This is a genomic window from Pedobacter sp. KACC 23697 (genome assembly GCF_045348445.1).
Classification (GTDB): Bacteria; Bacteroidota; Bacteroidia; order Sphingobacteriales; family Sphingobacteriaceae; genus Pedobacter.
The window spans coordinates 1,728,514-1,753,998 of the sequence record NZ_CP157485.1; the positions used below are offsets into that span (position 1 = coordinate 1,728,514).

The 25,485-nt window shown below is 42.9% G+C and carries 21 protein-coding genes; 8 read left to right on the forward strand and 13 right to left on the reverse strand.

Annotation, left to right across the window (positions count from 1 at the left end; all coding sequences use genetic code 11):
• Positions 1-215 precede the first annotated feature (215 nt).
• Positions 216-458 (forward strand): hypothetical protein, encoded by a 243-nt coding sequence (locus ABEG20_RS06565; RefSeq protein ID WP_406826584.1) that lies wholly within the window; start codon positions 216-218, stop codon positions 456-458.
• A gap of 98 nt (positions 459-556) precedes the next feature.
• On the opposite strand, the gene ABEG20_RS06570 is transcribed toward ABEG20_RS06565, so the two are convergent.
• Together ABEG20_RS06570 and ABEG20_RS06575 are read right to left on the reverse strand one after the other, a co-directional pair.
• Positions 557-1,582, reverse strand: a complete 1,026-nt coding sequence (locus ABEG20_RS06570; RefSeq protein ID WP_406826585.1) for a hypothetical protein — start codon at positions 1,580-1,582, stop codon at positions 557-559.
• Between the two features lie 713 nt (positions 1,583-2,295).
• On the reverse strand, positions 2,296-3,042 hold the full coding sequence (locus ABEG20_RS06575) for an SDR family oxidoreductase (RefSeq protein ID WP_406826586.1): 747 nt from the start codon (positions 3,040-3,042) through the stop codon (positions 2,296-2,298).
• A 106-nt stretch (positions 3,043-3,148) separates the two neighbouring features.
• On the opposite strand from ABEG20_RS06575, the gene ABEG20_RS06580 reads away from it, so the two are divergent.
• From ABEG20_RS06580 to ABEG20_RS06595, 4 genes are all read left to right on the forward strand, one after another.
• Entirely contained in the window at positions 3,149-3,508 is a 360-nt protein-coding gene (locus ABEG20_RS06580) for a helix-turn-helix domain-containing protein (protein WP_293741206.1), read from the forward strand.
• Positions 3,509-3,813: 305 nt separating this feature from the next.
• Positions 3,814-4,002: a hypothetical protein gene (locus tag ABEG20_RS06585; RefSeq protein ID WP_406827383.1), complete on the forward strand. Its 189-nt coding sequence runs from the start codon at positions 3,814-3,816 to the stop codon at positions 4,000-4,002.
• Between the two features lie 284 nt (positions 4,003-4,286).
• Positions 4,287-4,520, forward strand: coding sequence for a hypothetical protein (locus ABEG20_RS06590; RefSeq protein ID WP_406826587.1), 234 nt, complete (start codon positions 4,287-4,289; stop codon positions 4,518-4,520).
• Positions 4,521-4,671: 151 nt separating this feature from the next.
• Positions 4,672-5,307: an alpha-ketoglutarate-dependent dioxygenase AlkB gene (locus ABEG20_RS06595; protein WP_406826588.1), complete on the forward strand. Its 636-nt coding sequence runs from the start codon at positions 4,672-4,674 to the stop codon at positions 5,305-5,307.
• 79 nt (positions 5,308-5,386) lie between these two features.
• Here the strand turns inward: ABEG20_RS06595 and ABEG20_RS06600 are convergent, their stop codons facing one another.
• The 6 genes from ABEG20_RS06600 to ABEG20_RS06625 form a co-directional block, all read right to left on the reverse strand.
• Entirely contained in the window at positions 5,387-5,878 is a 492-nt protein-coding gene (locus ABEG20_RS06600) for a 2'-5' RNA ligase family protein (protein WP_406826589.1), read from the reverse strand.
• Between the two features lie 469 nt (positions 5,879-6,347).
• Positions 6,348-7,925: a malate:quinone oxidoreductase gene (locus ABEG20_RS06605; RefSeq protein ID WP_406826590.1), complete on the reverse strand. Its 1,578-nt coding sequence runs from the start codon at positions 7,923-7,925 to the stop codon at positions 6,348-6,350.
• Positions 7,926-7,954: 29 nt separating this feature from the next.
• Positions 7,955-9,145, reverse strand: a complete 1,191-nt coding sequence (locus ABEG20_RS06610) for a cation:dicarboxylate symporter family transporter (RefSeq protein ID WP_406826591.1) — start codon at positions 9,143-9,145, stop codon at positions 7,955-7,957.
• Positions 9,146-9,191: 46 nt separating this feature from the next.
• Positions 9,192-10,784 carry a phosphoenolpyruvate carboxykinase (ATP) gene (gene pckA / locus ABEG20_RS06615; RefSeq protein ID WP_406826592.1) on the reverse strand — a complete coding sequence of 531 codons (1,593 nt, stop codon included), beginning with the start codon at positions 10,782-10,784 and terminating at the stop codon, positions 9,192-9,194.
• Positions 10,759-12,099 (reverse strand): cation:dicarboxylate symporter family transporter, encoded by a 1,341-nt coding sequence (locus tag ABEG20_RS06620; RefSeq protein ID WP_406826593.1) that lies wholly within the window; start codon positions 12,097-12,099, stop codon positions 10,759-10,761. The genes pckA and ABEG20_RS06620 overlap by 26 nt, the downstream gene beginning before the upstream one ends.
• Before the next feature lie 13 nt (positions 12,100-12,112).
• Positions 12,113-13,426 (reverse strand): hypothetical protein, encoded by a 1,314-nt coding sequence (locus tag ABEG20_RS06625; protein WP_406826594.1) that lies wholly within the window; start codon positions 13,424-13,426, stop codon positions 12,113-12,115.
• Positions 13,427-13,631: 205 nt separating this feature from the next.
• Here ABEG20_RS06625 and ABEG20_RS06630 point away from each other — a divergent pair, with 205 nt between their 5' ends.
• The 3 genes from ABEG20_RS06630 (at position 13,632) to ABEG20_RS06640 (ending at position 16,660) form a co-directional block, all read left to right on the forward strand.
• Positions 13,632-14,612 (forward strand): sensor histidine kinase, encoded by a 981-nt coding sequence (locus tag ABEG20_RS06630; RefSeq protein WP_406826595.1) that lies wholly within the window; start codon positions 13,632-13,634, stop codon positions 14,610-14,612.
• A gap of 106 nt (positions 14,613-14,718) precedes the next feature.
• Positions 14,719-15,396 (forward strand): LytR/AlgR family response regulator transcription factor, encoded by a 678-nt coding sequence (locus ABEG20_RS06635; RefSeq protein WP_406826596.1) that lies wholly within the window; start codon positions 14,719-14,721, stop codon positions 15,394-15,396.
• A gap of 574 nt (positions 15,397-15,970) precedes the next feature.
• Positions 15,971-16,660 (forward strand): DUF421 domain-containing protein, encoded by a 690-nt coding sequence (locus tag ABEG20_RS06640; RefSeq protein WP_406826597.1) that lies wholly within the window; start codon positions 15,971-15,973, stop codon positions 16,658-16,660.
• A 167-nt stretch (positions 16,661-16,827) separates the two neighbouring features.
• Here the strand turns inward: ABEG20_RS06640 and ABEG20_RS06645 are convergent, their stop codons facing one another.
• From ABEG20_RS06645 to ABEG20_RS06665, 5 genes are all read right to left on the reverse strand, one after another.
• The gene (locus tag ABEG20_RS06645; RefSeq protein ID WP_406826598.1) at positions 16,828-17,895 is read right to left on the reverse strand and encodes an SDR family oxidoreductase; all 1,068 of its coding nucleotides are present in this window, start codon (positions 17,893-17,895) and stop codon (positions 16,828-16,830) included.
• A gap of 101 nt (positions 17,896-17,996) precedes the next feature.
• Positions 17,997-18,575 carry a Crp/Fnr family transcriptional regulator gene (locus ABEG20_RS06650; protein ID WP_406826599.1) on the reverse strand — a complete coding sequence of 193 codons (579 nt, stop codon included), beginning with the start codon at positions 18,573-18,575 and terminating at the stop codon, positions 17,997-17,999.
• 506 nt (positions 18,576-19,081) lie between these two features.
• The gene (locus tag ABEG20_RS06655; protein ID WP_406826600.1) at positions 19,082-20,935 is read right to left on the reverse strand and encodes a RagB/SusD family nutrient uptake outer membrane protein; all 1,854 of its coding nucleotides are present in this window, start codon (positions 20,933-20,935) and stop codon (positions 19,082-19,084) included.
• Between the two features lie 4 nt (positions 20,936-20,939).
• The gene (locus tag ABEG20_RS06660) at positions 20,940-24,092 is read right to left on the reverse strand and encodes a SusC/RagA family TonB-linked outer membrane protein (RefSeq protein WP_406826601.1); all 3,153 of its coding nucleotides are present in this window, start codon (positions 24,090-24,092) and stop codon (positions 20,940-20,942) included.
• Between the two features lie 190 nt (positions 24,093-24,282).
• Positions 24,283-25,383 carry a family 43 glycosylhydrolase gene (locus tag ABEG20_RS06665; RefSeq protein ID WP_406826602.1) on the reverse strand — a complete coding sequence of 367 codons (1,101 nt, stop codon included), beginning with the start codon at positions 25,381-25,383 and terminating at the stop codon, positions 24,283-24,285.
• Positions 25,384-25,485 lie beyond the last annotated feature (102 nt).

Below are 25,485 nucleotides of genomic sequence, written 5' to 3' on the forward strand. Positions count from 1 at the left end.
AAACTATCGGCCTTGCAATGAACGGCTTTGATTGAGTATTTTGCAAAGTTTTACCCTCAGTATTCTATTGACTTTTGTTTTAAAAATACCCGATTAAGGCACGTTCTGAAGCATCACATAAAAGGAGCAGCTTGAGAACAAGAAGAATGGCAAAACGGTTTTAAAACTGTCAAAGTGAGATAGAAGAGCTTTACCGCATAATATCCACCTTAACCATGAATTACGAAAAAGCGCTCTTCCTCTACAAAAACGACAAAACCCTCCAACTTCTGCGGGCGGAGCACTTTCCGCTGCTGGTGAGTTTTTTCCATCTCGCCTTCAAACAGCAGGACCGGATTTCGTATTTGCAAACCGAATTGCAAAGCATCCTGGGCGATTATATCTTTTCCCTCCAAAGGCTGGGCATTGAAGATGACCGGAAAGCACTGGTAGATTATTTATCCCGCAGCGCAGTTTGAGCAGGTATTTAAAAAAAATAGTGACTTTGTACCCCCCCTGCAGGTTGCATGATGAGGAAGAATCCGGAACGGCAACCGCTCCGGTATCATTGAGAATTTTATTTTACACAGATAGCCAAGGCTCTGGCATTTTTTGTTCCATCGGTTAACGATGTCTGTATACCGTTTTTCCATGCAATTGCAATAGATTTTAAGGGGCCTGTTTCGGCTATATAGCCTGCGGTAAAAACATCTTGTCCATCAACAAAAATATGATTGGCTATTGCATCGTTTGCAAAGATTGATGATGTTCCGTTTATCCATAACGTGGCATGATCAGTATAACGCGTTCCCGATGATTTATATTCGGTACCTGCCATATATAGGTTGTTATTTGCAGCAAAAATTGAATAAACATCCATTGATTTACCGCTTTCTGCAATAGATGAAAGTACACCGTTTTTCCATAAAAATTTACCGGTTAAGCTACCACCTAAAACATAAACATCGGGGCCATTAATAGCCACAGAAATACCGGTGAGGATACTGGGATTGCCTCCGGTTGGCAAATCACTGTAGCTGTCATTTTTCCATATTACCGGCGAACTGAGGCCGTTTGAATTCACTTTATATCCACAGATGTAAATATCGTTTCCATTAGCCGTAATGCTCTGCGCAACGCCATTCCATAAAGTTAGCGGGCTGGCTACGCCATTTTTCCATAACATGGCCCTGATGCTTCTGGCATCATTTTCAAAGCCGGCAACATATACATCGCTGCCAATAACCGCGATAGCATTTGCAGCGCCATTGGCAGATAATTTAGTGGCTATTCCATTCTTCCAGATGATGGGTGTATAACTAGCCATCGATGGATTAAATTCATTACCCACAACATACACGTCATTTCCCAAAACAGCTACTCCATTTGCCGTAGTTTCTTTAGTGCCATCGCTGAGGTTTGTTGCAACGCCATTTTTCCATAATTTAGCTACCTTGATATAGGAGCTGTTGTTTTCATAACCTGCTACATAAACATTTTTAGGCGGGCTTATTTTGGGTTCTTCTATAATTTCCTGTTGTTTTTTACAGGCACTGGCTAAAATGATTAGACCAAAAGCGATAATTGATGATAAATTTTTCATGTTTTAAATATCAAAAAAAGTTTTCTGTTATTGGCGTTAAAACATGGCCTTGTTTATTTTTCGGTCCCTTCGCTTCAATTTCAAATTTTGCATCTTTTCTTCATTAGCTTATGGGTAGAATTACCATGCATTAATTTTGCTGGTCTCTTCACAAAATGCAAATAATGCAATTTGCTCTATTTTTTCCCAAGGCCCGAATTTCATATTTCCCATCTCAAAAACGCGTTTTGGTTATTGTAATTACATTGATGAAAATGGCTTTCTGATGCTGCATCAGCTACGATGGTACCCTCCGTAGGCCCAAAGCATCATGATGGACCGGACAACTTTTGAAACTTTCCAAAACTACGCTGTAAGCGGCGCAAGCAATCCTAAAACCTGAACCTCCTGACCAAAGAAGAAAATGATCTTTTCCAATATTTAAAGACTTCGGAAAAACAGGCTGGAACAGGAGAAAATTCCGCAGATGGATGTGGATGCGTGTTTGAGGGGTATGGTGTAAATTAAGAGTTGAAAGTTTTAAGTTAAGAATCACCATAACTTTTTAACGGTTGTAAATCCAATAATTCGTTTAATGCGAGGAGAAATTGGTTTGAGGATAATCCCGCAGTGCGTACATTTAAATCTGACTGGCAAAAACAACTGCCCTTGATATTTTAAAAAAAATGCTCCCATAACAGGAGCATTTAATAGTTGAGTGTTATGGCTTAAAGTTATTTTAACGCATAACCAATAAAGCCGCCATCAGCCAGTAATTGTGCCCCTGTAATAAAACTCGCATCTTCAGAAGCCAGAAATAAGACAGCTTTTGCAATTTCCGATGGTTTACCCATTCTTTGCAAGGCCGTTGTTGAAGCGAATTGCTTTTTTAAGGTGTCATCAGGAACGGCTTTGTCAAAACCTTCTGTATGGGTTGGACCGGGGCTAATCATATTTACCCTGATATTTCTCCCTGCAAGTTCGTTGGCTGCAACCTGGGCAATTTTATTGAGTGCACCTTTAGTTGCAGAATAAACACTACCATACATTTGGGCTGCAGTGGCCACAGTTGATGAATTAAAAACCACAGCGGCACCATCCTTTAAATGAGGCAACAACTTTTGCAGCGTAAAGTAAGGTCCTTTCACATTGGTGTTAAATTGCGCGTCAAAGTCGGCTTCTGTAGCTTCTGCAATGGGTGCAAAAGTTGCGATGCCCGCATTTAAAAAAAGTACATCCAATTTTTGACCGCTACCTGCAATTGTTTTGGTTAAAGCATCAATTCCATTCAGGTTTGAAGTGTCTGATAGAACAGTTTTAAGCCGCTCACTCCCCAATGCTATTGCAGCCTTTTCCAGGTTCTGTATATTTCTGCCGGTAATCCATACATTAGCGCCAGCATCGATAAAAGCGCTGGCCGTTGCGAAACCTATACCTGTTGTTCCACCCGTAATCACGATATTTTTTCCTGTAAAATTCATTTTGTTATCTTTTTATTTACAGGTACAAAGGTATGGCAGTCTTATTTATTATTGTAACTTTGTAACTAAAAGTAACAGTAACATTTGGGTAACCAGGTAACCTTTTATGGAAAATCATTGTAACGTAACAGACGCGGAAACTAATCAGAAACAAATCATGGCCGTGCATGATGCCATGGACGTATTAAATGGCAAATGGAAAATAGCAATCATATCTTCAGTCTGCTATTTTAATAAGCGCCGGTTTTCAGACATTCTAAACGATGTAAATGGCATCTCGAATAAGATGCTGAGTAAAGAACTCAAAGACCTTGAAATCAATAAACTCATTAAACGCACCGTTTTAGATACCCAGCCGGTTACTGTTCTATATCAGCTAACCGATTACGGGATGACATTAAAAAACATTATAGATCACCTGGCCGCGTGGGGAAGGCAGCATAGAAGAGAAATTACAGGAAAATAAATGCCTGCGAGAATACGATAACGCACACCCTTAAAACAAAGGCTCCTTTGATCAATCCCTTCTCGACTTCCTGATTCCGCACCATGTGCATTCAGGTTAATAAAAACGTTACGCCGGGCGTTTCTTTACCTTTATAGGAATCCAGAGTTGCTATCTGTAGTGGAGGTGGATTTAATATTTCCCATCTCAACAATGTGGCCTGGCTGTCGGGCAAAAACATCCGGTATTAAGTAGATATTGATGTATAAGGCTTTCAGATCCTGCATCAGCTGCGGTCGTACCATCCACATGCCCAAAGCATCATGATGGACCGGATGACTTTTGAATCTTTCCAAAACTACGCCATAAGCGGTGCCAGAAGTCAATCCCAAAAAATGAACCTCCTGACCAAAGCGGAAAATGATCTTTCCCAATATTTAAAGATGACCGGCACGATCCAAAAAGGAAAACTGATCGGGAAATTTTACAAGCTTTTTTGGTATCGAAAAAGATAAAGGGCATTTTGAACTGTCTTTTTTGCCGGGGCAGCGTTTACAATGGAAGGTAACACGCCCAACCAAAAGTGTGTACTACGCACCCGAACATTGTGTTTTGAAACCGGTGAAGTAGCCCTGATGTTCTGATTAGGGCATAATAGATTTATTAACGTTTTTTAATTTTTAATAAGCTGGTTGCTAAACAGATGGCTTTTAGATAACATGGTTGTTAATATTTTTGGTGGTACAGGCAGCAAACAAAACCGCATTAACCGGGTTTGCTATGGTAAAATTACCATGCTATGAGTAAAATGACACAAACATCTGACATCGAAAAATTTATTGAAAAATTTGATCCTTCCAAGTTTAAACGCTTAGCAAGGGGAATAGAGGTGCGCGGCATAAAGGATTTAAACAAAAGCATTGTTTACGCCAATGAAGTGATTGAACAGTTAAAGCTGAAACTTTCAGTAGCGCATACCGCAGAAATGGCTATGTACGGCAGTTTTGAAGTGGTGTACAAAAATGCCGGTTAAATAGAGCGTTTAATCCATTTTTCAGGCTATTTGGTATAAGAAAACGTCTGCCCTGATTTCGGCAGGCGTTTTTTGTTTTTAGATAAGGGAGTTTTCTAAAACGATCACCATCAATAAAAAACCAGTTTGTTGCTTTTACTGTTCTACCATTATGGAAACACCGATACCCGGATTTTTGATCTATACTGATTTTATCAGCGAAGCACTGGAACAGGAATTAATTAATGAAATAGACGAGCAGCCCTGGATGGTGGATTATTCGAGGCGGTTGCAGTACTATGGTTTCCGCAATGAGCTGGAGGCACCCTATGCGCTTATTGGCATTCCGCTGCCCATCCCGCCCGCCATTGGTGAAGTGGCGCGGAGGCTATTTACCGAAAAACACCTGGAGTATGCTCCGGATCAGGTAATTATTAACGAGTACCGGCCCGGCGAAGGCATCAGGCCGCATAAAGACCGCAGCTATTATGAAAACCAGATCTGCGGAATTAACCTGGCAAGCGGCTGTGTAATGCGTTTTACCAATGGGAAGACCCACGAAGTGGTAGATGTTGAGCTGCCGAGGCGTTCGCTTTACATCATGCAGGATGATGCCCGAAAGAAATGGCACCATGGCATTCCACCCAGGAAAAAAGACCTGGTTAATGGCGCCATCCGGCACCGCGGGCGCAGGATATCTGTTACCTACCGCAAGGTAAAACTATCAAAGGTGCAGCAGATGAACCCACAGGGCCGGGTGGCCGGTATCCTGCGCGAAAAATTTAAACTGATAATGGCCGACGGATAAATCTGCCCCATCTATACCACTGCGCGGGCTGACAGTGGATAGGGAAACGAAATTTTAGATGGCCATCACGAAAGCTCCACTATTTTAAATCTACATCGAACTCATGCTGCCATGGCCCACCCAGGTAAGAAAAAACCTGAATAGCCTCAATGCCTACCTGGAAAGGTACAAAACCGCTGTTCAGTGTTTTAAAGAGGCTGTTGGCTGTTTCGGGGCTTACTTTATTCTGTACGGTAACATGTGGCCGGTACCCCTGCCTGTCCTGAGCGCTGAGCACCGGGTAAAAGTGTTTCGAAAGCAGCTGGTGCAACTGTTTTATTTCATCGCATGCTATCCGGTAGGCCACGCCGCGGCCTAATTTCATCAGCCCGGTTGCTTTGGCCATAAAACCCGGAAAGCGGAAAGCTTTAAGAAAGGATATGGTTTCACCGGTGCAGGGCAAGTGGTGAAATACCATTAAATGTGCCTCCAGAACATTCCTTTCAGTAGGAAAATAAGCCCGGCGTTTGCCCTCAAAAAATGCCTGGCTCTGCTCATCCATCTTTAGAGTTAAAATTAAAGGATTACTCATGTATTATCGGGTAATGAATAAAGGTGAAATGCCCTTAGGCATCAATGTTTTTTGCTTTGTTTAAGTTGTGAATGCTAATGGGCGATGCTATGGTATTAAACGCAATACCTGAACAAAAAGCTTTGCAGGATTGTTTGTTTAAGCTAAAAGCCTGAAGCCAATTGATAAACTTTTTGTGGCGTTTGTATGTTAAGGTTAGCAGACAGCATAACCAGGCAGTTAATAATAATTTAATTTTAATGGCCCTAACACCTTATACGCAATACCCCAATCGGGTTTAGCTCCTGCGGGCAGAACACTTCCCGCTGCTGGTGAGTTTTTTCCTTTTGCTATTTAAGCTGACACTCGTTTTGCCTTTAAGGTAAGCCCTGCACAAGAGCAAATTATAGTGACGCAAACCACAAGAATTCCAGAGTTACAGAAAAAAAAATGTAAGTCTGGTTCTGGCCTTATGAAAAGCAATTAACACTTACTCATCCGTTTTCTGGTTTTTATCCAGGATAAAAAATTTCAGGCCCAAAGTTTTACTGTTGGCAGACCTTACCTGGTTAGCCAGTTCTACATCCTGCGAAAGCATTTTGCCGTATGAGGGAATCATTTTGCGTAATCCCGGTTGCCAGGCGTCAGAGGCAACCTTTTCCGGAAAGCACTGTTTGAGCAAGGTGAGCATAATTTCAACAGCGGTGGATGCCCCTGGCGAAGCGCCTAAAAGGGCTGCAAGACTGCCATCTTGTGCGCTTACCACCTCTGTTCCGAATTGCAGAACCCCGCCATGCTTTTTATCTTTTTTGATAATCTGTACCCTTTGCCCGGCAGTTTCGAGTTTCCAGTCTTTGGCTTCAGCTTCAGGGAAATATTCTTTTAGCGCCTTTAAACGGTCTTCATCCGATTGTGTAACCTGACTGATGAGGTATTTGGTTAAGGGGATATTATCCATTCCGGTTGACAGCATAGGCCACATGTTTTTCAGGGTGATGGATCTGGTGAGGTCTAGGTAGGAGCCCTGTTTTAAAAATTTAGACGAAAACCCGGCGTACGGACCGAAAAGAAGGGCCTTTTTTCCGTTGATGATTCTGGTATCCAGGTGTGGAACCGACATGGGTGGTGCACCAACACCTGCTTTGCCATATACCTTTGCAACATGTTGTGCGATTATGTTCTGGTTGTTACAAACCAACCATTCTCCGCTCACCGGAAAGCCGCCAAAACCCTTTCCTTCGGGTATTTTTGATTTCTGAAGCAACCTTAATGCGCCGCCACCTGCGCCTATAAAAACAAATTTTGCATTGATGTACTTATCTTTTCCGGTCTTGAGATCGGTAACGGTGACCAGCCAGGTGCTGTCCGGATTTCTTTCAAGATTCTTCACCTCGTGATGCAACGCCACCTTAACATCCTTTTCTTTTTTTAAGGAGGAGATGAGGCCCCGGGTTAAACTACCAAAATTAACGTCTGTACCAATTGACATATACGTAGCCGCCACCTGCTGATTACGGTTTCTGCCTTTCATTACCAGCGGCATCCATTTGGCTAGCGTATCGTAGTTTTCTGAATACTTCATGCCTTTAAAAAGCAGCTGTTTACTTAAAACATCGTAACGTTTTTTGAGGTAGTGTACATTTTTATCGCCCCAAACAAAACTGATATGTGGCACATTATTGATAAACGAGCCAGCTGCAGGCAGCTTGCCCTGGTTAACCATATAAGCCCAAAACTGTTTGGAAACCTCAAACTGTTCATTTATGGAAATGGCTTTTTTAAAGTCTATTTTGCCGTTTGGCAACTCTGGCGTATAGTTGAGTTCGCAGAATGCAGAATGCCCGGTTCCGGCATTGTTCCAGGCATCAGAACTCTCAGCAGCAACAAGGTCCAATCTTTCATAAATGTTGATCTTTAATTTGGGATCAAGTGTTTTGATCATGGAGCCGAGTGTTGCGCTCATGATGCCTGCCCCGACCAGCACCACATCTGTTTGCTCCGGTGCTTCTTTATTTTTGCAACCGGTTACAGATGCAGCAATAAGCAATATGAGTAATATATTTTTCATGCTAAATAAATCTTTATATGTTATTGTTCTTATTTTTTGGTGTTTGAAGAAACCACGAGCGATGCCACACCATGCCCTATGGTATTGGTAATTGCTCTTGCCTCACTCATAAACCGATCGATGCTCAGTAATACGGCAAGTCCTTCAACCGGAATGCGGTGAATACTGTTTACAGTGGTAACCAATACGAGAAAACCCGTACCAGGTATACCGGTTGCACCTTTAGAGGTAAGCAGAATAATTAATACGATATTCAAAAGTTCTGTCCAGGAGAAGCTGATATTGTACAATTGCGCCAGGAACATCACAGACATGCCCAGGTAAACGCAGGTGCCATTGAGGTTTAAGGAGTTTCCTGTAACGGTTACCACTCGTACCACATCACGCTTTAAACCGATAACTTCCAGGCGATCCATTAACAATGGAATGACCGAACTTGATGACGAGGTTCCCAGTGCATATAACAGTTCATTCTTGATAGTGGCAATGAACTTAACAATGTTCATCCTCAGCATAAGCAAAATAGCCCCAAGAACTAGAAAAACAAAGAGAAACATGGCAATGTAGGTACCTGCCAGCATCTTCCCGATGGGTAGCAGGCTATCGGTTCCATATCTGCCTACGGTATAGGCTATACCACTAAAGGCAACCACTGGGGCAAATACAAAAATATATCGCAATATGCTCATTACGAACTTTCTAAGCAGATCAAAAAAGTCAGTTGCTTTTGTTTTAAGTTTGGACTGGTTGATGATTAAGCCTATAACAACAGCCGTAAACAGCAGAATCAGCATACTGTTCTGCAATATAAAGTTGATCCACCGGGAATATTGACTGGTGATTAACTGGCCCGGTAAAATTTCAGCAAGTTGCGCCCTGTTTATTTTTCCCGGCTGGATTAAGGAGGCCATAACCATACCAAACAGAATGGCGATTATGCTGATCAGTACAAAGTAAATTAATGCTTTAATGATAATTTGCCCGATCGAATTCAGGTTTTCAAGCCCCCCGAATAATGTTACAACTGTTAGAAAGATGACCGGAGCGACGAAGGGCTCAATAGCCGAGACGAAGAGATTACCTACCCATTGCATTTTAGCAGCGGTGGCTGGATAAAAAATGCCACAGAGCGTTCCCGCGACTATTGCAATAATAATCTGTAAGCTCAAATATTGATTGAGTTTATCTGTAATCAGGTCTATTTTATCGATCAACTTCAAAATGAAGGTCCTAATTTCTTACTTTTGAATATAGTAAATCTGTCTGTTAATCTAACAACACGGGGGCACCCTTTTTTATGGTCTCACTGGCATGGGCGCTATATTTGTCGAAATGTTGTTCGAAAAGCATGGCCAGTTCAGCTGCTTTTTGATCGTATTGCTGTACATCGCGCCATAAAGCCCGTGGGTTGAGGATATCTGCCGGCACACCTTCACACTGTTGCGGTACAGCAATCTTAAATATGGGATGCTTAACAAATGCAGCATTATCTAATTTACCAGTTAAAGCTGCGGTGATAAGCACCCGTGTATATTTCAGGCTGATGCGTTTTCCTACGCCGTAAGCACCTCCAATCCATCCGGTATTAACCAGCCATACCTTAATTTCCGGGTCAGCATCCAGCTTTTTGCCTAACAGTTCTGCATATTTTAAAGGATGAAGGGGTAGAAACACTCTTCCAAAACATGCCGAAAAGGTAGATTGTGGTTCCGATATCCCCATTTCTGTACCGGCAACTTTTGCCGTGTAACCAGAAATGAAGTGATACATGGCCTGGCCTTTATCCAGCTTACTTATTGGCGGGAGTATGCCAAAAGCATCACAGGTAAGGAAAAAAATATTTCTTGGTTGACTCCCTGATGAAGGATCTTTGGCATTTTTAATAAATTGTATGGGATAAGCCACCCGGGTATTTTCGGTTTTTGAAATGTCCGAAAAATCTACGCAACCGTTTGGATTTACAACTACGTTTTCCAGTAATGCACCGGGTTTGATGGCGCCGAAAATTTCAGGCTCTTTGTTAGGGTCAAGGTTTACGGCTTTAGCGTAACATCCACCTTCAAAATTAAATACCCCGTCATCTGACCAGCCATGTTCATCATCACCTATTAATGAACGTTTGGGATCTGCACTCAATGTGGTTTTGCCTGTGCCCGAAAGACCAAAAAATAACGCGACTTTACCATCATCACCTTCGTTGGCCGAGCAGTGCATACTTAAAACATTACGTTGCAAGGGCAATACATAATTGAGTACACTAAAAATCCCTTTCTTCATTTCTCCGGTATAGGCCGTTCCGCCAATTAAAATAATCTTGCGGCTAAAGTTGACTACCGTAAAATTCTTTTCACGTGTTCCATCAGTCTGTGGGTCAGCAAAGAAACCAGGGGCCTGCAAAATAAGCCATTCTGTATCCGGACTGAGCACATTGTGTGCATCCGGCCTTAGAAAAAGGTTATGGCAAAATAGATTGGCCCATGGGGTTTCATTAACAATACGGATCGTTAATTCAAACCTTGCATCTGCACAGGCATGAACATCTCTTATCCAAACTTCACGTTCAGCAAGGTAGCTTCTCATTTTTTTATACAAAACATCAAAATGACCCGTCGAGATCGGCCGGTTTACTTCGCCCCAGTCAACCGTACCGCTTGTCGTTTCATCGATTACGATAAACTTATCTTTCGGTGAACGGCCAGTAAAACTTCCGGTATCTACACATAGTGCTCCTGTATTGTTCAAAATTCCCTGGCCTCTTTCCAGCGTCTGTGCAACCAGCTGTGCTGCTTCTAATTGGTAATGAACATACTTACCATAAAGCCTGAATCCTAATTCATGAAATGTTTCTGCTGTATTCATTTGATCTGATTTTAGTTACCAATTCTTTTTTTACTACACTGTTTTTCTGATTTGCATATAATTGTACATTATCATCTTTTTGAGGATAAAACTCTTTCTCGCTTTGAGCAATGACAATGGTAGCCACCCCATTACCGATAATGTTTGTTAATGCACGTGCCTCACTCATAAATTTATCTACCCCTAAAAGGAAAGCCAGTCCTTCTATCGGAATCTTATGGACAGCAGCCAGTGTTGAAGCCAAAACAATGAAACCGCTCCCAGTTACACCCGCTGCGCCCTTGGAAGTTACCATCAATATTCCAATGATACTTAACATCTCCCATACCGAGAGATGAACGCCATAAAGCTGGGCAAGAAATATAACCGACATCGATAAGTAAATGGAAGTACCATCCAGATTAAAAGAATAACCTGTTGGAATAACCAGTCCGACAACAGACTTGCTGCAGCCCATCTTTTCGAGTTTCAGCATGATGGAAGGCAGAGCTGATTCTGAAGAGGATGTACCCAAAACCAGCAATAACTCCTCTCTGATGTATTTAATAAATTTCCAGATACTCATTTTGTAGTACCTCATAATGCCGCCCAAAACGATAAAAATGAACAGCCCCATGGTTAAATAAACCGTTCCCATGAGCTTTGCCAGGGGTATGAGGGTATGAAGTCCGAATTTACCAATGGTATAAGCCATCCCGCCGAAGGCACCGAGCGGTGCGAGAAACATCACATATTTTAAACCCAGGAAGACTTTTTTTGATAAATAATCTAAGCCAGTAACTGCTTTTTCACGGTGTTTGGAATAGTTGAGAACAATTCCGACAATTATAGCAACTAGTAATACCTGAATGGTAAGGTTGCTCATAAAAAAATGCATCCAGTCGAAATTTTTTGTTGGTGATGAAGTATATTTCGAGGCATTTTGAATCTGCAAATTTGCTTTATCGATGTTTCCCGGTTTAAAAAGAACAGCCATACCAATGCCTATGGCGAGTGAAAAAGTGGAAACTACCTCGAAATAAATGAGGGATTTGATCCCGATTCTGCCAACCTTTTTTAAGTCGCCCATACCACTTATACCCAAAACAATGGTCAGAAATATAATTGGCGCGATAAAGAGTTTGATAATATCGATAAAAGTTTTACCGATAATTTCCATTTTAACTGCAATTGCAGGGGCAATACTGCCCAATAGAACGCCAGCAACAATGGCAATGAGTACCCAGAAAGTAAGGTTGGTTGCAATCCGCATCCAAATGCTACGGGTAGCCTTGGTGTGCTGATCTAATGTTTGAGATGATTTTTCGATTAACATTGGCTCTTATTGATTAGTCTATATTGATATGAAACATTAAAACAAACATCATTTTCCGGTCAGCTACCTTTATCTCATCACCTTGATTGGCATATACAGGCCTACTTTGGGCATTAAAAACAAGTTTTGAGGTGTGATCTTTTAACAGTAAGGTAAGCCCCAGATCATAACTGATCATGGGTTCAGAGAGGCGCTCAAACCGGGAATACTGAAAACCGAATGCGGGCATCAACCTCAGGCTTTTCTTTTGCTGGCTGAAATAGGGGAGAGTAACACCTGATTGGAGATAAAAGCTGTATCCGGTGCCTACCACCGGATAACTGTTGCCAGCACCATTAAAAGACGCCTGTTTACTATCCACTCCGTTTGCAATATTGTTTATGCCCAGATTTCTGATGTAGCCTGGTCCGTAATCATGATGAAAAGCCGCTGAATAAAAATTAAATGACGTTCCGCGGCTCAAATTAATCGGGGTATCGAAGAAAACGTCTGCACAGAAGAGTTTCATATCATTTAGCAAGGTATCAGCAGCTTTGAGGCTCCAGAGCAGATCTTTTTGATATTCCATCCCTACCCCCAGCGTTAATACCTTTTTTTTACCCAGATAGCTTCCAGGCGATGTAGGCGTACTGTTTTCCTTTTCAAAAAACTGCCATTTAAAATAGGAGGAAAAATTGGGCTTAACTTCCAGGTTATTGAAGGTAGAGATGTCCTGCAAAGGCTTTCCGGTTACGGGCACATAAGTTTTGGCAATAATAAACCGGTAATCTAACTTTCCCACTTGGCCTTTAAAAAAAACATTCAGGTTCCTGAGGGTAAGATCTGTTCTGTTTACGTTGCCGAGGGTTATAAAAGGCACATCATATAATAAAGTAGCGGTAGGGCCAGAAGCAAAACGGGTAAGCCCTTTCCAGTTAGATCTGCCTGCCCCTAAAGTAAATTTGCTGCTTAGTTTATATTCGCCATAGGCATCAAGTAATTCAAAGGCGTTCTCATTATCAGAAAGATAGGTGAGGTTAGTTGTTCCGCCCTGAAAAACCATAGTAAGCCGGTCTGTTGGCGCAACCACCATTTTCATGCGTAGTCTTCTTAAAGAAACATCAGCAGTTGAATTGACGTTACTTTCATTGATCTTACTGCCAGGATTCAGTTCGGTATATCTTGCCCAAAGCTGCGCATAACCTGAAAAGGCTATAAAATGTGTTTTATCGTCATTCAAATAATACTTTAGGGGCTTATCGGCTTTTTTTTCCTGAGCACTTGATGGTAATAGGTATCCTGCAAAAAGGAAAATGAACAATGAGCATCTGATCAATAATATGCTCATGCCATTGTTTATAAAAAAAATAGGGATATTAGCCTTCATTTAATCTCAACTAGGCGGATTTTAATCCGTTGTATCTATATTTGGTTAATTCCGGTACATCATAATGGTAACGGGTTAATAAATATGCGCCTATCTTAAGCTTAAAAAGATTTATATCAATAAACTGCACAAATTATTAACAAACAACAATTGAAGCCCTTTATAAATGAATCTGCTGATTAACCTTATATTACTGATTGTGGTGCTCAGGCTTTCTTTTGATAAAAAGGTGATGCATTTCCTGGTAAATGGTCGTTGGCCTGGATTGATTATCATTCAGCACATTGTTTTCTGGCTGGTATTTTTAGCGGTCAGCGGTTACGTTTATCTGAACTTTTTTGGCTTAAAAGAAGCTGCGCTACGGTTGTTATTTATGCTTGGTATTAACATCCCTGTTTATTTATTATGCTTTAGCGTTTTGGTACCAGCATATTACCAAACAAAGCGTTATGGAGAATATGTACGCTACATTGCAGCTGTTTTTGTGATTTCAAGTTTGGTCAGGATACTGATTGAACCTAAACTTTTCGGAGAGGTGAATGAGGCCGGTTATCTTTTTTTGATCTACCTGATGCAGATTATCATCATTTTAGTTCCCTCTATTCAAGGCATTTCAAAATATAAACTAATTGCTGAGCGTGAACTTGCAGCCCTTAGCCTGAGAAAAAAAGAAGCTGATCTTGAGCTGCTAAAATCGAAAATAAATCCTCACTTTTTGTTTAATACCTTGAATAATATCTATTCGCACAGTTATGCTACAGATGGGAGCTCGGCCAATTTGATTAAGCAGTTAAGCCTGCTGATGCAGTATACCACGTACGAAATTTCGAAAAACACCATACCGGTTGACAGGGAATTGCAAATGATTATCGCTTTAAATAGTCTTTATCAACTGAAACACGGCTCCGGGTTAAATATTGTGCTATCTTTTCCGGATGATAATCTATTGGAAATGGTTGAAATCCCGCCGACAATCTATCTTACACTATTTGAAAATGCAATCAAATATGCAGCCATGGGATCTGATAAAGCGGCGAGGATTAAAGCGTCAGTGAGAATTTCGGAAGTTAAACTGGAGTTCTGTATTGAAAATTCAATATCAAATAAGATAACGCACAATGAAGATACCACCACCTACCGGGGGTAGGCATGAAAGTGCTTAAAAATATTCTCGAAAACCATTACCAAAGCAATTATAACTTTGAAAGCAGCAATAACAGTGGTATATACAAGGCCATTTTAACCATTCACATATGAAACCAATAAAGGCCATTTATGTTGATGATGAAGCTCCCGCTCTGGAACTCATCAAAAAATATTGTACGGACATGCCCGAAATTGAACTGATGGATGTCTTTTTAAATCCTACAGAAGCCTTAAATTATCCGCATTTGGCAGCTGTAGAACTTCTGATCCTTGATATTGAGATGCCGGGTTTGTCTGGAACAGACTTGCTGGCATCGGTTCCAAAAGGTAAACTTTGCATATTTATAACCGCTGATCCAACTTATGCCGCTAAAGCCTTTGATTTAGATGTTATTGACTATTTAGTTAAGCCTGTTTTTCCCGAACGGTTTAAAAAAGCAGTTCAAAAAGCGATTGATTATTCGAAATTTACGGCACCTGACGCAGCGCAATTGTACCTGACATTTAAATCTGATTACAAATTGAATAAAGTTTTATTAGACGATATACAGTGGATTGAAGGGTTTCGGGAATACATCAAAATCGTAACCAGATTTAAGCAATATCTTGTATTACAACGGCTTTCGGATTTCATCAGCAAAAACGAAGAACTTGGATTTGTTCGCATTCACAAATCCTATATTGTAATAAAAAAAGATATTGCCTCAATAAGCACCCAGGGTGTTCAGCTAAAAAGTGGCAAACAACTCCCCATTGGAAGGACTTACAGAGATTTACTAAAGTAAAGTTTTGTACAAAGAGCCAACGCAGTAGATCAAATCCGTTTAACAATCCATACGGCACCTGCCGGTTATGTCAAGCGAAGCATATCCTGGGCATAAAGGCTATTTTTTTACTAAAAAAGGGGATAATCAAATGCATGATTAACCCCCCAATCTAAATTAACGCTCTCAGGCTTTCGCCGGATGTAGGACTCTCACCCCCTACATTCCAACATACGTAAAGATTGATCAGGCGGTTCTCCAAACGACAAATAATTTTCCTCAAAAAATAATGGAGCCGATACTTCAGAAGCACCTGTTGCTCATTGGCTGTTGTTATATATTATCCGACAGCTTACTTCATTTAAAGCCGTTTTTTCCAAATCCAAAAGCTTTTAAACGCTCATGCATAAACTTTTAATGCCATTTTCATGTTAAGAAAAAGAAAGAATAACAACCTGGTGATTACAAATACGAGTTTAATGGCCGTCACATCCCAAATTCAATACGAGAAAGAAAAAAATATTTTTTTAGAAAACACTCCAATATTAAAAAATGATCAAAAGGTTAATAGACCCAATCTAAAACTTAAGCCATTATGATGGAGGCACTTGACTGGAAAAACATCTTTCTAAACGATCTTGATTTTGGCATCGCGATGGAAATTGGCCTGCGAACCGTTATTATGTTTGCCCTGGTACTGATATTCCTGCGGTCTACCGGTAAAAAAGGCGTGCGTCAGCTCAGTATTTTCGAGGTGGCCATAATTATTGCATTGGGCACTGCTGCCGGCGACCCGATGTTGAGCGGCGAAGCGGCCATTTTGCCATCAGTGCTGGTTTTTCTGGTGATTTTACTCGTGTACAGGGTGATCACATTTTTTGCGGCCAGATACCAGAAAATTGAAAATATACTGGAAGGTGTACCGATGTATATTGTTGAAGATGGCAGGTTTACCATGAATGAGGAAGGGGATGCCAACTTTGCGCAGGATGAGTTTTTTGCTGAAATGCGGGTACAGGGGATTGAACATGTTGGCCAGGTGAGGGCTGCTTTGCTCGAAACCAACGGCCAGGTGAGTTTTCTTTATTTTGATGATGAAGAGGTGAAACCAGGATTGCCCATTTACCCGAAACAATATGCTAAAAAATCTGATGTTATTTCTAAACCCGGACTTTATGCCTGCACGCACTGCGCTGAAGTATCACATTTAACGCAAGCGCAGGCCTGCAACCGTTGTAAGAAAGAAGAATGGGTGGCCGCAATTAATGATCAGCGGGTGAAGTAGTACCGCTTACTGATCAGATGAATTCGGAAACTGTAAAGATGGGTATTGAATTTTTTATACTGGATTTTACCTTTAATTTTAAAAAGCTGTATCATCATAACCATTATTCTTTAGGATGATCATTTTACTGATGATACAGCGTCTGACGGGGAAGGTATGCAGCAGTATTATGGAATAATTTTTTCCTGTTTCAATCGCTGGAATAAGCTGATAAAAGAATCTTCCGTGCTTTCAAAAACGGTAAAACTATATTTCCTGCTTTTCGACATATCGGTCATCACTTCCAGTGGCCTTCCCAAATCGAGATCAGTATGCCAGGCTGAACTTAACCGGTTTAGGTTGCTTTCTTTCAGGCCATATTGATGGGCGATCCGGCTCCAGATTTCCTGTTTATCGGCCATTTCTTTTTCGAGTGGCCTGATGGAACCATTATAGCCCTCTGCCTCAATGCCGAAGTAGGCTGCAATTTTTTTCCATAACCATTTCCATCTGAAAACATCTCCGTTTGTGACATTGAATGCCTGATTTTTAGCCCTTGCTGTAGTGGATGCCCAGATGAGCTGTTTCGCCAGTATTTTAGCATCGGTTACATCTGATATTCCGTTCCACTGCGCTGCTGAACCCGGCCATACAAATTTTGCACCTGTTTCTTTGCATATACTGGCGTAAACAGCCAGTGTGATGCCCATATTCATCAGGTTGCCAATGGCATAGCCGATAACGGTATGCGGCCGGTGAATGCTCCAGGTAAAGTGATCTTTACTTGCCGCCTCATACACGGCATCTTCCTGCGCATAATAAAAATTGGGAAAGGATAACCTGGCATGTTCTTCCCGTACCGGCGTTTCGGGTAATAGGCCTTCCTTTACATAGGCTTCAAATGGACCCAGGTAATGTTTTAAACCGGTAACCAATGCCACATGGCGGACAGATTGTTTAGGGGATAAGACCTGGAGCAGGTTGCGCACCATCGCGCTGTTAACGCTGATGTTTTCTTTTTCACTGGCCTTCCGCATCCAGGTCGTAAAAAACACGTGAGTAGGCGCAACATCGTGCAGTGCTGCAGCTAGACTTTCCTGATCGAGCAGATCTGCCTGGACAGGCATTAGCCCCTCAATTGGATTGTTCTGGTTTCTGGCCAAACCATAGGTCGTCCAGTTTTGTGCCACTAATGCTGCAGCAAGATTGCTTCCTGTAATTCCGGTTGAGCCCACAACCAATGCAATATTTTTCATTATCAATAGCTTTTATACTTATAAAATCAGCACAAAAATAAGTACGGACCCATCGTAAAACACTTGACCAGGATCAAGAGTTTTAGGCGGTAAATTAAGGCTTATTGAAATAACAGTTTTTTTCTGATCCTGCTGACTGTTTCCGGACTTAATCCTAAATAGGAGGCAATGAGGCTGTGCGGTATTCTTTTCACCATATCGGGATTATGGTGTACGAGTGACAGATACTTTTCCATTGCGGTAGATTTGTTGGAAACCATGAGGCGGCGGTCTTTGGTCACCAGACTGTTTTGATACAGGATCCGGAAATACCGGTCCATTATTGGGATTTGAAGTGTTAATGCTTCATAATCGTCAATACTGATCAGCAGCAATTCTGCGTTTTCAACGGCACTGATATTCAGCAGGGCTTTTTCCCGGTTGATAAAACTATTGAAATCAGAAATCCACCAGCCTTCAAAAGCAAAAAGACTGATCCGTTCCTGAGCTTTTTCATCGCTCGTAAATGATTTCAGGATGCCACTGCTTACAAAAGCAAGATGATTGCAGACTTCGCCTTCACGCAGCAAAAACGCCTTCCGGTTTAGCTTTTTCGGTGCAAAAAAAGTTTTCAGCAGGCTTAGATCCTCCTGGCTCAAATCAACCTTTTGACGAATATGTTGTATTAAAATATTGAACATTAATAATTAAACTGCACCATGAGGCAAATCAAAGGGCTTTGCTGCAAAACCAGGGGACCGGAAAACACTTCAATAAATAAATTTCTTCCTGATTTTGGACAGCCTGCTAATAGGTATGATGCCTCGCCAGGCGCAAATTACAAAAGAATTCCGGATGTTTTTTGAATAGCGCAAAGTAAACGATGCGCGCTGATCAGAGATTAGTGAAATACCTGAGCAGGAACGAAGGGACAAAATTGACAAGCCTATACCTTTTTAAGGGGTATAACGCACCCGTAAAAACGAGGCTTACAAAGAAAACGATAAAACTCCTTGTACCATACATTTCGCTTTGGGCATGCATGGCTATCCGGTAGGTTGCCTGGAAATGGCCTGAAGCGATAGGAACGTTAATCGTATTTAACATGAGGTATATCTGAAACAATAAAACAATGCCTGCAGATGAAGGTATCATCTGCAGGCATTGGAGAGCTGCCGGAAAGCCAATCCCTTACGGGTTTTGGGGTTTACCAGCCGTAATTTTGAACCAGGTTTGGATCTTTATCGATTTCTGATTGTGGTATTGGCATCAGATAGTGTTTATCGGCAAAAACGCGGTTTTGCAGGATAACGGTTTTGTAAAATACGGCCACTCCAGCTGCCTCACTGGATACATCCAGACCGGTACTGCTGAGCTCAGCCGCTGAAGGACGGGCATTGAGGCCCAGCGCCGGGGCGTTATCTACCGTTTTGGCAATCAGCCAGCGTCTCACATCCCAGAAACGGTGGCTTTCAAAGGCGAGTTCCACCCGGCGCTCATTTTGGATCCGGTTGCGCATACCTGCTTTGGTATTATCGGCCGCCAGGATGGGCAGGTTGGGCATGGCTACCCGGCCGCGTACCAGGTTGAGGTATTGGTAAACCGATGGATCGGGTGCATCCAGGTATTCATTCATGGCTTCTGCGTAATTCAGGTATATTTCTGCCAGGCGGAAAATGGGAAAGTTGCGGGTTCCGGTACCTGAATTGGCATTTCTGTCATAACCGGGCGACAAAAACTTGCGTACATTATAACCCCATGGATTAGTACCTGACTTGCCGGTTGCCCAACCGTCAGTTATTCCGTTTCCGGCACCATACCAGGCCAGTCTTACCGGCCGCTTGGTGGCATCAAACCGCCATACATCATACTGGAAAAAGATACTGGCATAGAAGCGCGGATCGCGGTCTTTGTACATGTTAGAGATATTGCTTACCGTCTGAAATTTCAGGCCATCCCAGAGCTGTCCACTCCAAACCCCTGTAGTGCTATAACCAGAACCGGTTTGATTAATCGGGTAACCATTTTTCATCTCGTAGGCATCCACAAACTGCTGCAAAGGGGTTAGTTTTCCGTTTCCTTTAAAAGGGGAACCGTTGGGCAGATAATTGCCATCGATATCGGTGGAGTTGCCAAGGATCCGCTGCAGGATGGTTTCGGTATAATCGCGGGTATAAAACTGGGCGGCATAATTTTGTACCGGATTATCAGGGAAAGGCGCATAAAGTTTGTAAATGCCCAGATCGATAACGGCTTTTGCCGCATCTGCGGCTCTTTTCCATTTTTCTTTATCATAACTGCGGCTAAAAAGCACTTTGCCATCTTTATTTTGTATGCCGGCGTAGAGCGGATTGCCATTAAACAGGGGGCTGGCCGCATATAACAGCGTCCGGGATTTCAGGGCCAGCGCTGCACCTTTGGTAATGCGACCGGTTTGTGCGGCTTCTTGCGTAAGAGGCAATATGGTTGCAATCTCGTCGCATTCTGAGGTAATAAAATTAACGATCTCATCCACCGAATTGCGTGCTAACTGGGTATCTTCCAGGTTGCCGGGATCTACATCGTTGGAGCTGGTCATTAACGGAACCGCTCCATAACGTTTAAAAAGTTCGAAGTAAAATTGAGCACGAAGAAAACGGGCCTCAGCTTTGTAACGTGGTTTCCAGATCGCATAATAACTTTCACGATCAAGCGGTACCGGAACTGCATCTATGCGTTTGATAAAGATATTGGCCCTGCGGATGTCCTGGTATTTTCCTGACCAGTTACCGTAGGGATTATCATTGGTACTCCATGCACCGAGATTATATTTATAGGCATCTACGGCCTCGCCATTATCGAACCAGTGGTGGTAGGTTTCATCTGTTGCGGCCGTGAGGGGTGAGGTAAGCTCATTGGGCAGGGCATTGTATAAACGGGCCAGCGCCTGTTCGGTAAGATTGATATTGTTGTAAACATCATTTTCGCTCGAATATTCGGCAGGAACAACATCCAGGTATTTTTTACAGGACGTGCTGCTGAATAATAGTATTGCCAAAAGCAGTTTGGTTATGTTTTTCATGGGATTACAATGAAGCATTTATTCCTAAGTTGATTACGCGCATTTGAGGATAGTCTCCAAAGCCATTGGTTCGCTCCGGATCGAAAATCTTCATTTCCGACCAGGTAAAAATATTTGATCCGGTGGCAAAGGCCCTGATATTGGTTAGTCCGATTTTTCTGATCCAGTTTTTAGGCAATGTATATCCTACCTCAACATTTTTAAGCCGGACATAATTGGATGATCTCAGCCAGAAAGTGGAGTTTTGATTGTTGTTTACATTATTGGAAGAAGATAATCTTGGCCATTTGGCATTGGGGTCAGGGTTTTGAGTGGTCCATCGCCCATCCTTATAGTCGGCCAGCACAGAACTGTTGCTGGCGAAAGCCCATGCAGAAGTACCGGTTAGCCAGAGTTTACCTCCTGTGGCACCCTGAAAGAGCACATTCAGGTCGAAATTTTTGTACGTATAAGATACGGTTAGACCCAGAATTGATTTTGGAGTAGTTACCTGGCCCAGGTAGCCTTCATCCTGACTATTGATCACCCCGTCGTTGTTTCGGTCAAGATACTTGATGTCACCGGGGCGCACGGCACCGAATTGCTGTTTAGGACTTGCAGCGATATCTGCGGCATCTGTAAATAAGCCAAGTGCGGTTAAGCCATAAGCCTCATTAATCTGTGTGCCTTTTAATCCCCGGTAGGACAAGGCATAGGTTGGCTCTGCGGCATACTGGATCCGGTTGGTGGCATACGAATAGGAGCCCCGTAACATTAAATTGTGGTTGCCGAAACGTTTACGAAAGGTAAGTTCTCCTTCAAAACCTTTGTTGTCTACAATACCGGCATTGATGGCTGGTAAATTTTGAACACCCGTTACATTGGGAATGATGGCTGCAGTAGTCAGGATCTGTGAGCGTCTTTCAGTAAAAACATCACCGGTAAAAGCGATCTGTCCTTTAAATAATTCGAAATCTACACCGATATTGGTTTTTTTAGACTGTTCCCAGGTGAGAAATGAATTTCCGGTGGCACTCTCCTGTGCGCCGGAGTAGCCATCTCCATCGGCTGCCAAACCAAAGCGGTAGCCACTGCCATTCCCGGTTTGCCAGGTGCTGAGGTAGGCAAAGCGACCCACACTGTTATCAACACCGACTATACCATAAGAACCCCTTAATTTTAATAGGTTTACCAATTTGGAATCTTTCATAAACTGCTCATTGGAGATGATCCAGCCCGCAGATGCCGCCGGGAAAAAGCCCATACGCCGCCCTTTCATAAAGTTCTCTGAACCATTATAACCGGCATCAAACTCCAGTACATAACGCCTGTCATATGAATAATTAACCCGGCCTACTAATCCCAATTGTTTATAGGGTAAGGCCGCGATGGCACCATCAGCAGTAGCCGTGGCCAGGAAACTTTGCGACTGGTTGTACCGGAGCATCCCCGAAACCACATGTTTCTGCGCAAAGGTCCGGTCGTAGTTCAGGTAACTTTCAAAAGTCGATTTACGGCTGCCGTTGGCAGCAATGGCAAAACCAAGCAGGCCATCACCCGTGGTCAGTTCTTCGTACCGGCCTTTGCTCAGGTCCGTTTCGTTTTCGTTCGTGATAAACCTGTAGGTAGAATAATTGCGCTGCCGGGTAATGTTTCTGAAGTTTTGTGCATCATAGGCAAAGCGGGTTCTAAAGCTCAGTCCCTCCGTAACAAAAGGCAGTTTTAGCGTAAATCCGATAATCGAACTTAAGGTATTTTCAAAAAAGCGTCCGTATCCAAACTGGGTTAAACGGCCGTAAGGATTGGCCGGTGAATCTTTTTGTCCGGATACCGAACCGTTTGGATTGGTTAAAGGATAAAGATAAGCGGGTGTATTGCGTATTTCAGACCAGAATGCGCTGGCAGTTTCTGTCGGGTAGTTTCGATCGCGAACAATGTCTGAAAGGTTGAGCTCCAACTTCAGCGTAGGCAAAAGATCGATATCGATGTTGCTCCGGAAATTGTACTTGTTCATCACTGCATTGATGTTGTAGGCATTGAGATCATCGTATTTGTACAATCCATCCTGTTTTAAATAGGCCATGGATACAAAATACCGGGCCGTTGAAGAACCGCCGTTAACATTCAGGTTGGCCTGGCTCATCATTGAGGAGGGTTTGATCAGTTCTTCTGTCCAGTTTACATTTGGATACAGATACTGGTAGGTAGGGTTACTGCGGTCGCGGAATTTGTTCAGATAGGCATCAGTATAAAGGTTGGCATTCAAGCCATCATTGTTCAGGGCTTCCCTGAACAGGGTGAGCGCATCGAATGAATCCAGGTATTCCGGCATATTGAACGGACGTTGTTGCGAAGTCTGTGCGGTAAGTGAAATGAGTGGTTTACCAGTCTTTCCACGTTTGGTGGTAACCAGTACAACGCCGTTTGCACCCTTCATCCCGTAAACGGCGGTGGCAGCTGCATCTTTTAAAACGCTCACGGTTTCTACATCGTTCGCATCAATACCATCAATACTGTTTTCAATCCCATCAACCAGTACCAACGGGCTTTTGCCCTGGTAGGTGCCAAACCCACGGATATAAAGTGCAGATCCGTCGGCTCCGGGCTCGCCACTGCTCTGTATGGTTAAAAGACCGGGTAAACGTCCGGCGAGGCTATTGGTTAAACTGGCTGTTGGTGTTCGCAACAGTTCTTTTGAGCTGACCGAAGTAAGCGCACCGGTAACATTGTTTTTTTGTTGGGTGCCATAGCCCACAACCACCACATCCTCTAACATGGCCTGGTTCTGGCGCAGTTTAACTGCAATAAATCCCCGCGAACTCACGGCCACTTCCTGCCGGATAAAACCCACCATGCTGTAGACAAGGGTTGCATCTTCAGGAACTTTGATGAGGTAGCCGCCATTAACATCGGTAACGGTACCATAGCCGTTGCGCCCTTTTACGCTCACCACTACGCCTGGCAGGCCGACCCCGCTGGTGTCGGTTACACTTCCCCTCACTTCAATATCTTTCCGGCCATTGTAAGCCGAGGAGATGTTTGGCCTGTTTTCTTTAGCTGTGCCAGCATGCGCGAAGGTAGCGGAACAACAGCAGCTGATCATGACGAAGAACATCGCCAGGAAAATCAGATTTCCGGCAGCAGCTCTTCCTTTATTGTAATGTAAAAGTTTTCTCATTTGGTTAAATAGTTTTGGTTTCAATGGGTGGTTTAACATCAGTTGGCAGACCGTGGATGGCCTTTTGGTTGATCACAGCTTTTTTTGTCATAAATTATGGATTAGTTAGTGGTTGGAGAATAAAAAAGGCCAGGCGGTGCCCATCCTGCCGCTTTCGCGGCACAGTATAAAATGTATCGTATGCATTGGCCTATTGTTCGTTGATGGGACAGGGAAGGTTGACCCCCGTGCTCACGGCGGTTCCGAAGTCGGGTGATCCGTCTGTGTTCCAGAAAAGCTGCTGCATCCTGGTGGTTCTGGCCTGTCCGGGATCGTTGGGCAAACTGCGTGCATGATAGATAAACCAGTTTTCGGTGTTCGGGTTGCCCTTATCATCGATATGGCTACTGGTGAAAAAACCATTATGCCCCGGGCCATAAACCGCATTTTTATCACTTGCTACAAACACTTGTTTTTTGTTGATCCAGTTTGCTGCAACTGCAGGGTCGCTGCCGGTTTTCAATTGGATTTGCCCCAGGCAGTAACGATCACTACTGTACCGGCTGGCAGAGAAAATAATAAATACCGGACTATTGGCATCACGTTGGAGCATAACCGGACCTTCGTTTACGCCTGCACCCAGAAAAGTGGGTTCCCATTTTTCCCAGTCGTTTGTGGGTGAAGAGATCTTGATTCGTGGTCCGCTGATGGTCCAGGGGTTAGACATAGGGGCGAGGTAAATATATTGTTTATATTTCTCTGCTGGATTTTCCCAGCCCGACCACACGAAATAGTTTTTGTTGCCAATGGTAGCAACTGATCCATCAATAGCCCACTGGTCATTTTCAGGGTCGGCAATTTTACCCTTAAAATTCCAGGTTCCCTGGGTGGGATCTGCGTGATCGTTTTCCAGTACAAACATGCGGTTACTATCGTTTACCCCCTTTTGTGCTGCAGCCACATAGATATACCATTTGCCTGCTAAAAAATGTAATTCCGGTGCCCAGAGATCGGCCGAATGATCGGTATTTTCGGGTGGGGTCCAGACCGTGTTTTCAGCCGCTGAAGCGAGTTGAGACATGGCCCTGGTTTTGGCTATGGTGACACGGTTACCTTTGGTAGACAGGAAATAATAGTTTCCGTCTTTTTGGGCTACAAAAGGATCGGCGTGGTCTCCGTTGAGTAATGGGTTTTGAAAATACTTCACCGTTTTGGCTGGTGAAGTGAAAATGGTGTCTACCTGAGAACGCTTCTGACAGGCTGCGGAAAATAGGGGAAGTGCAGCTATCAGGATAAAAAGTCTGTTTCTCATAAAGTTTTAAATAGTGTTATTTGGTTAGCCAAAAGTAGCGATCAAAAAATACGATCGTTTGGATTCAAGGCCGGCTTTGATACAAATCAAAATCATATAAAT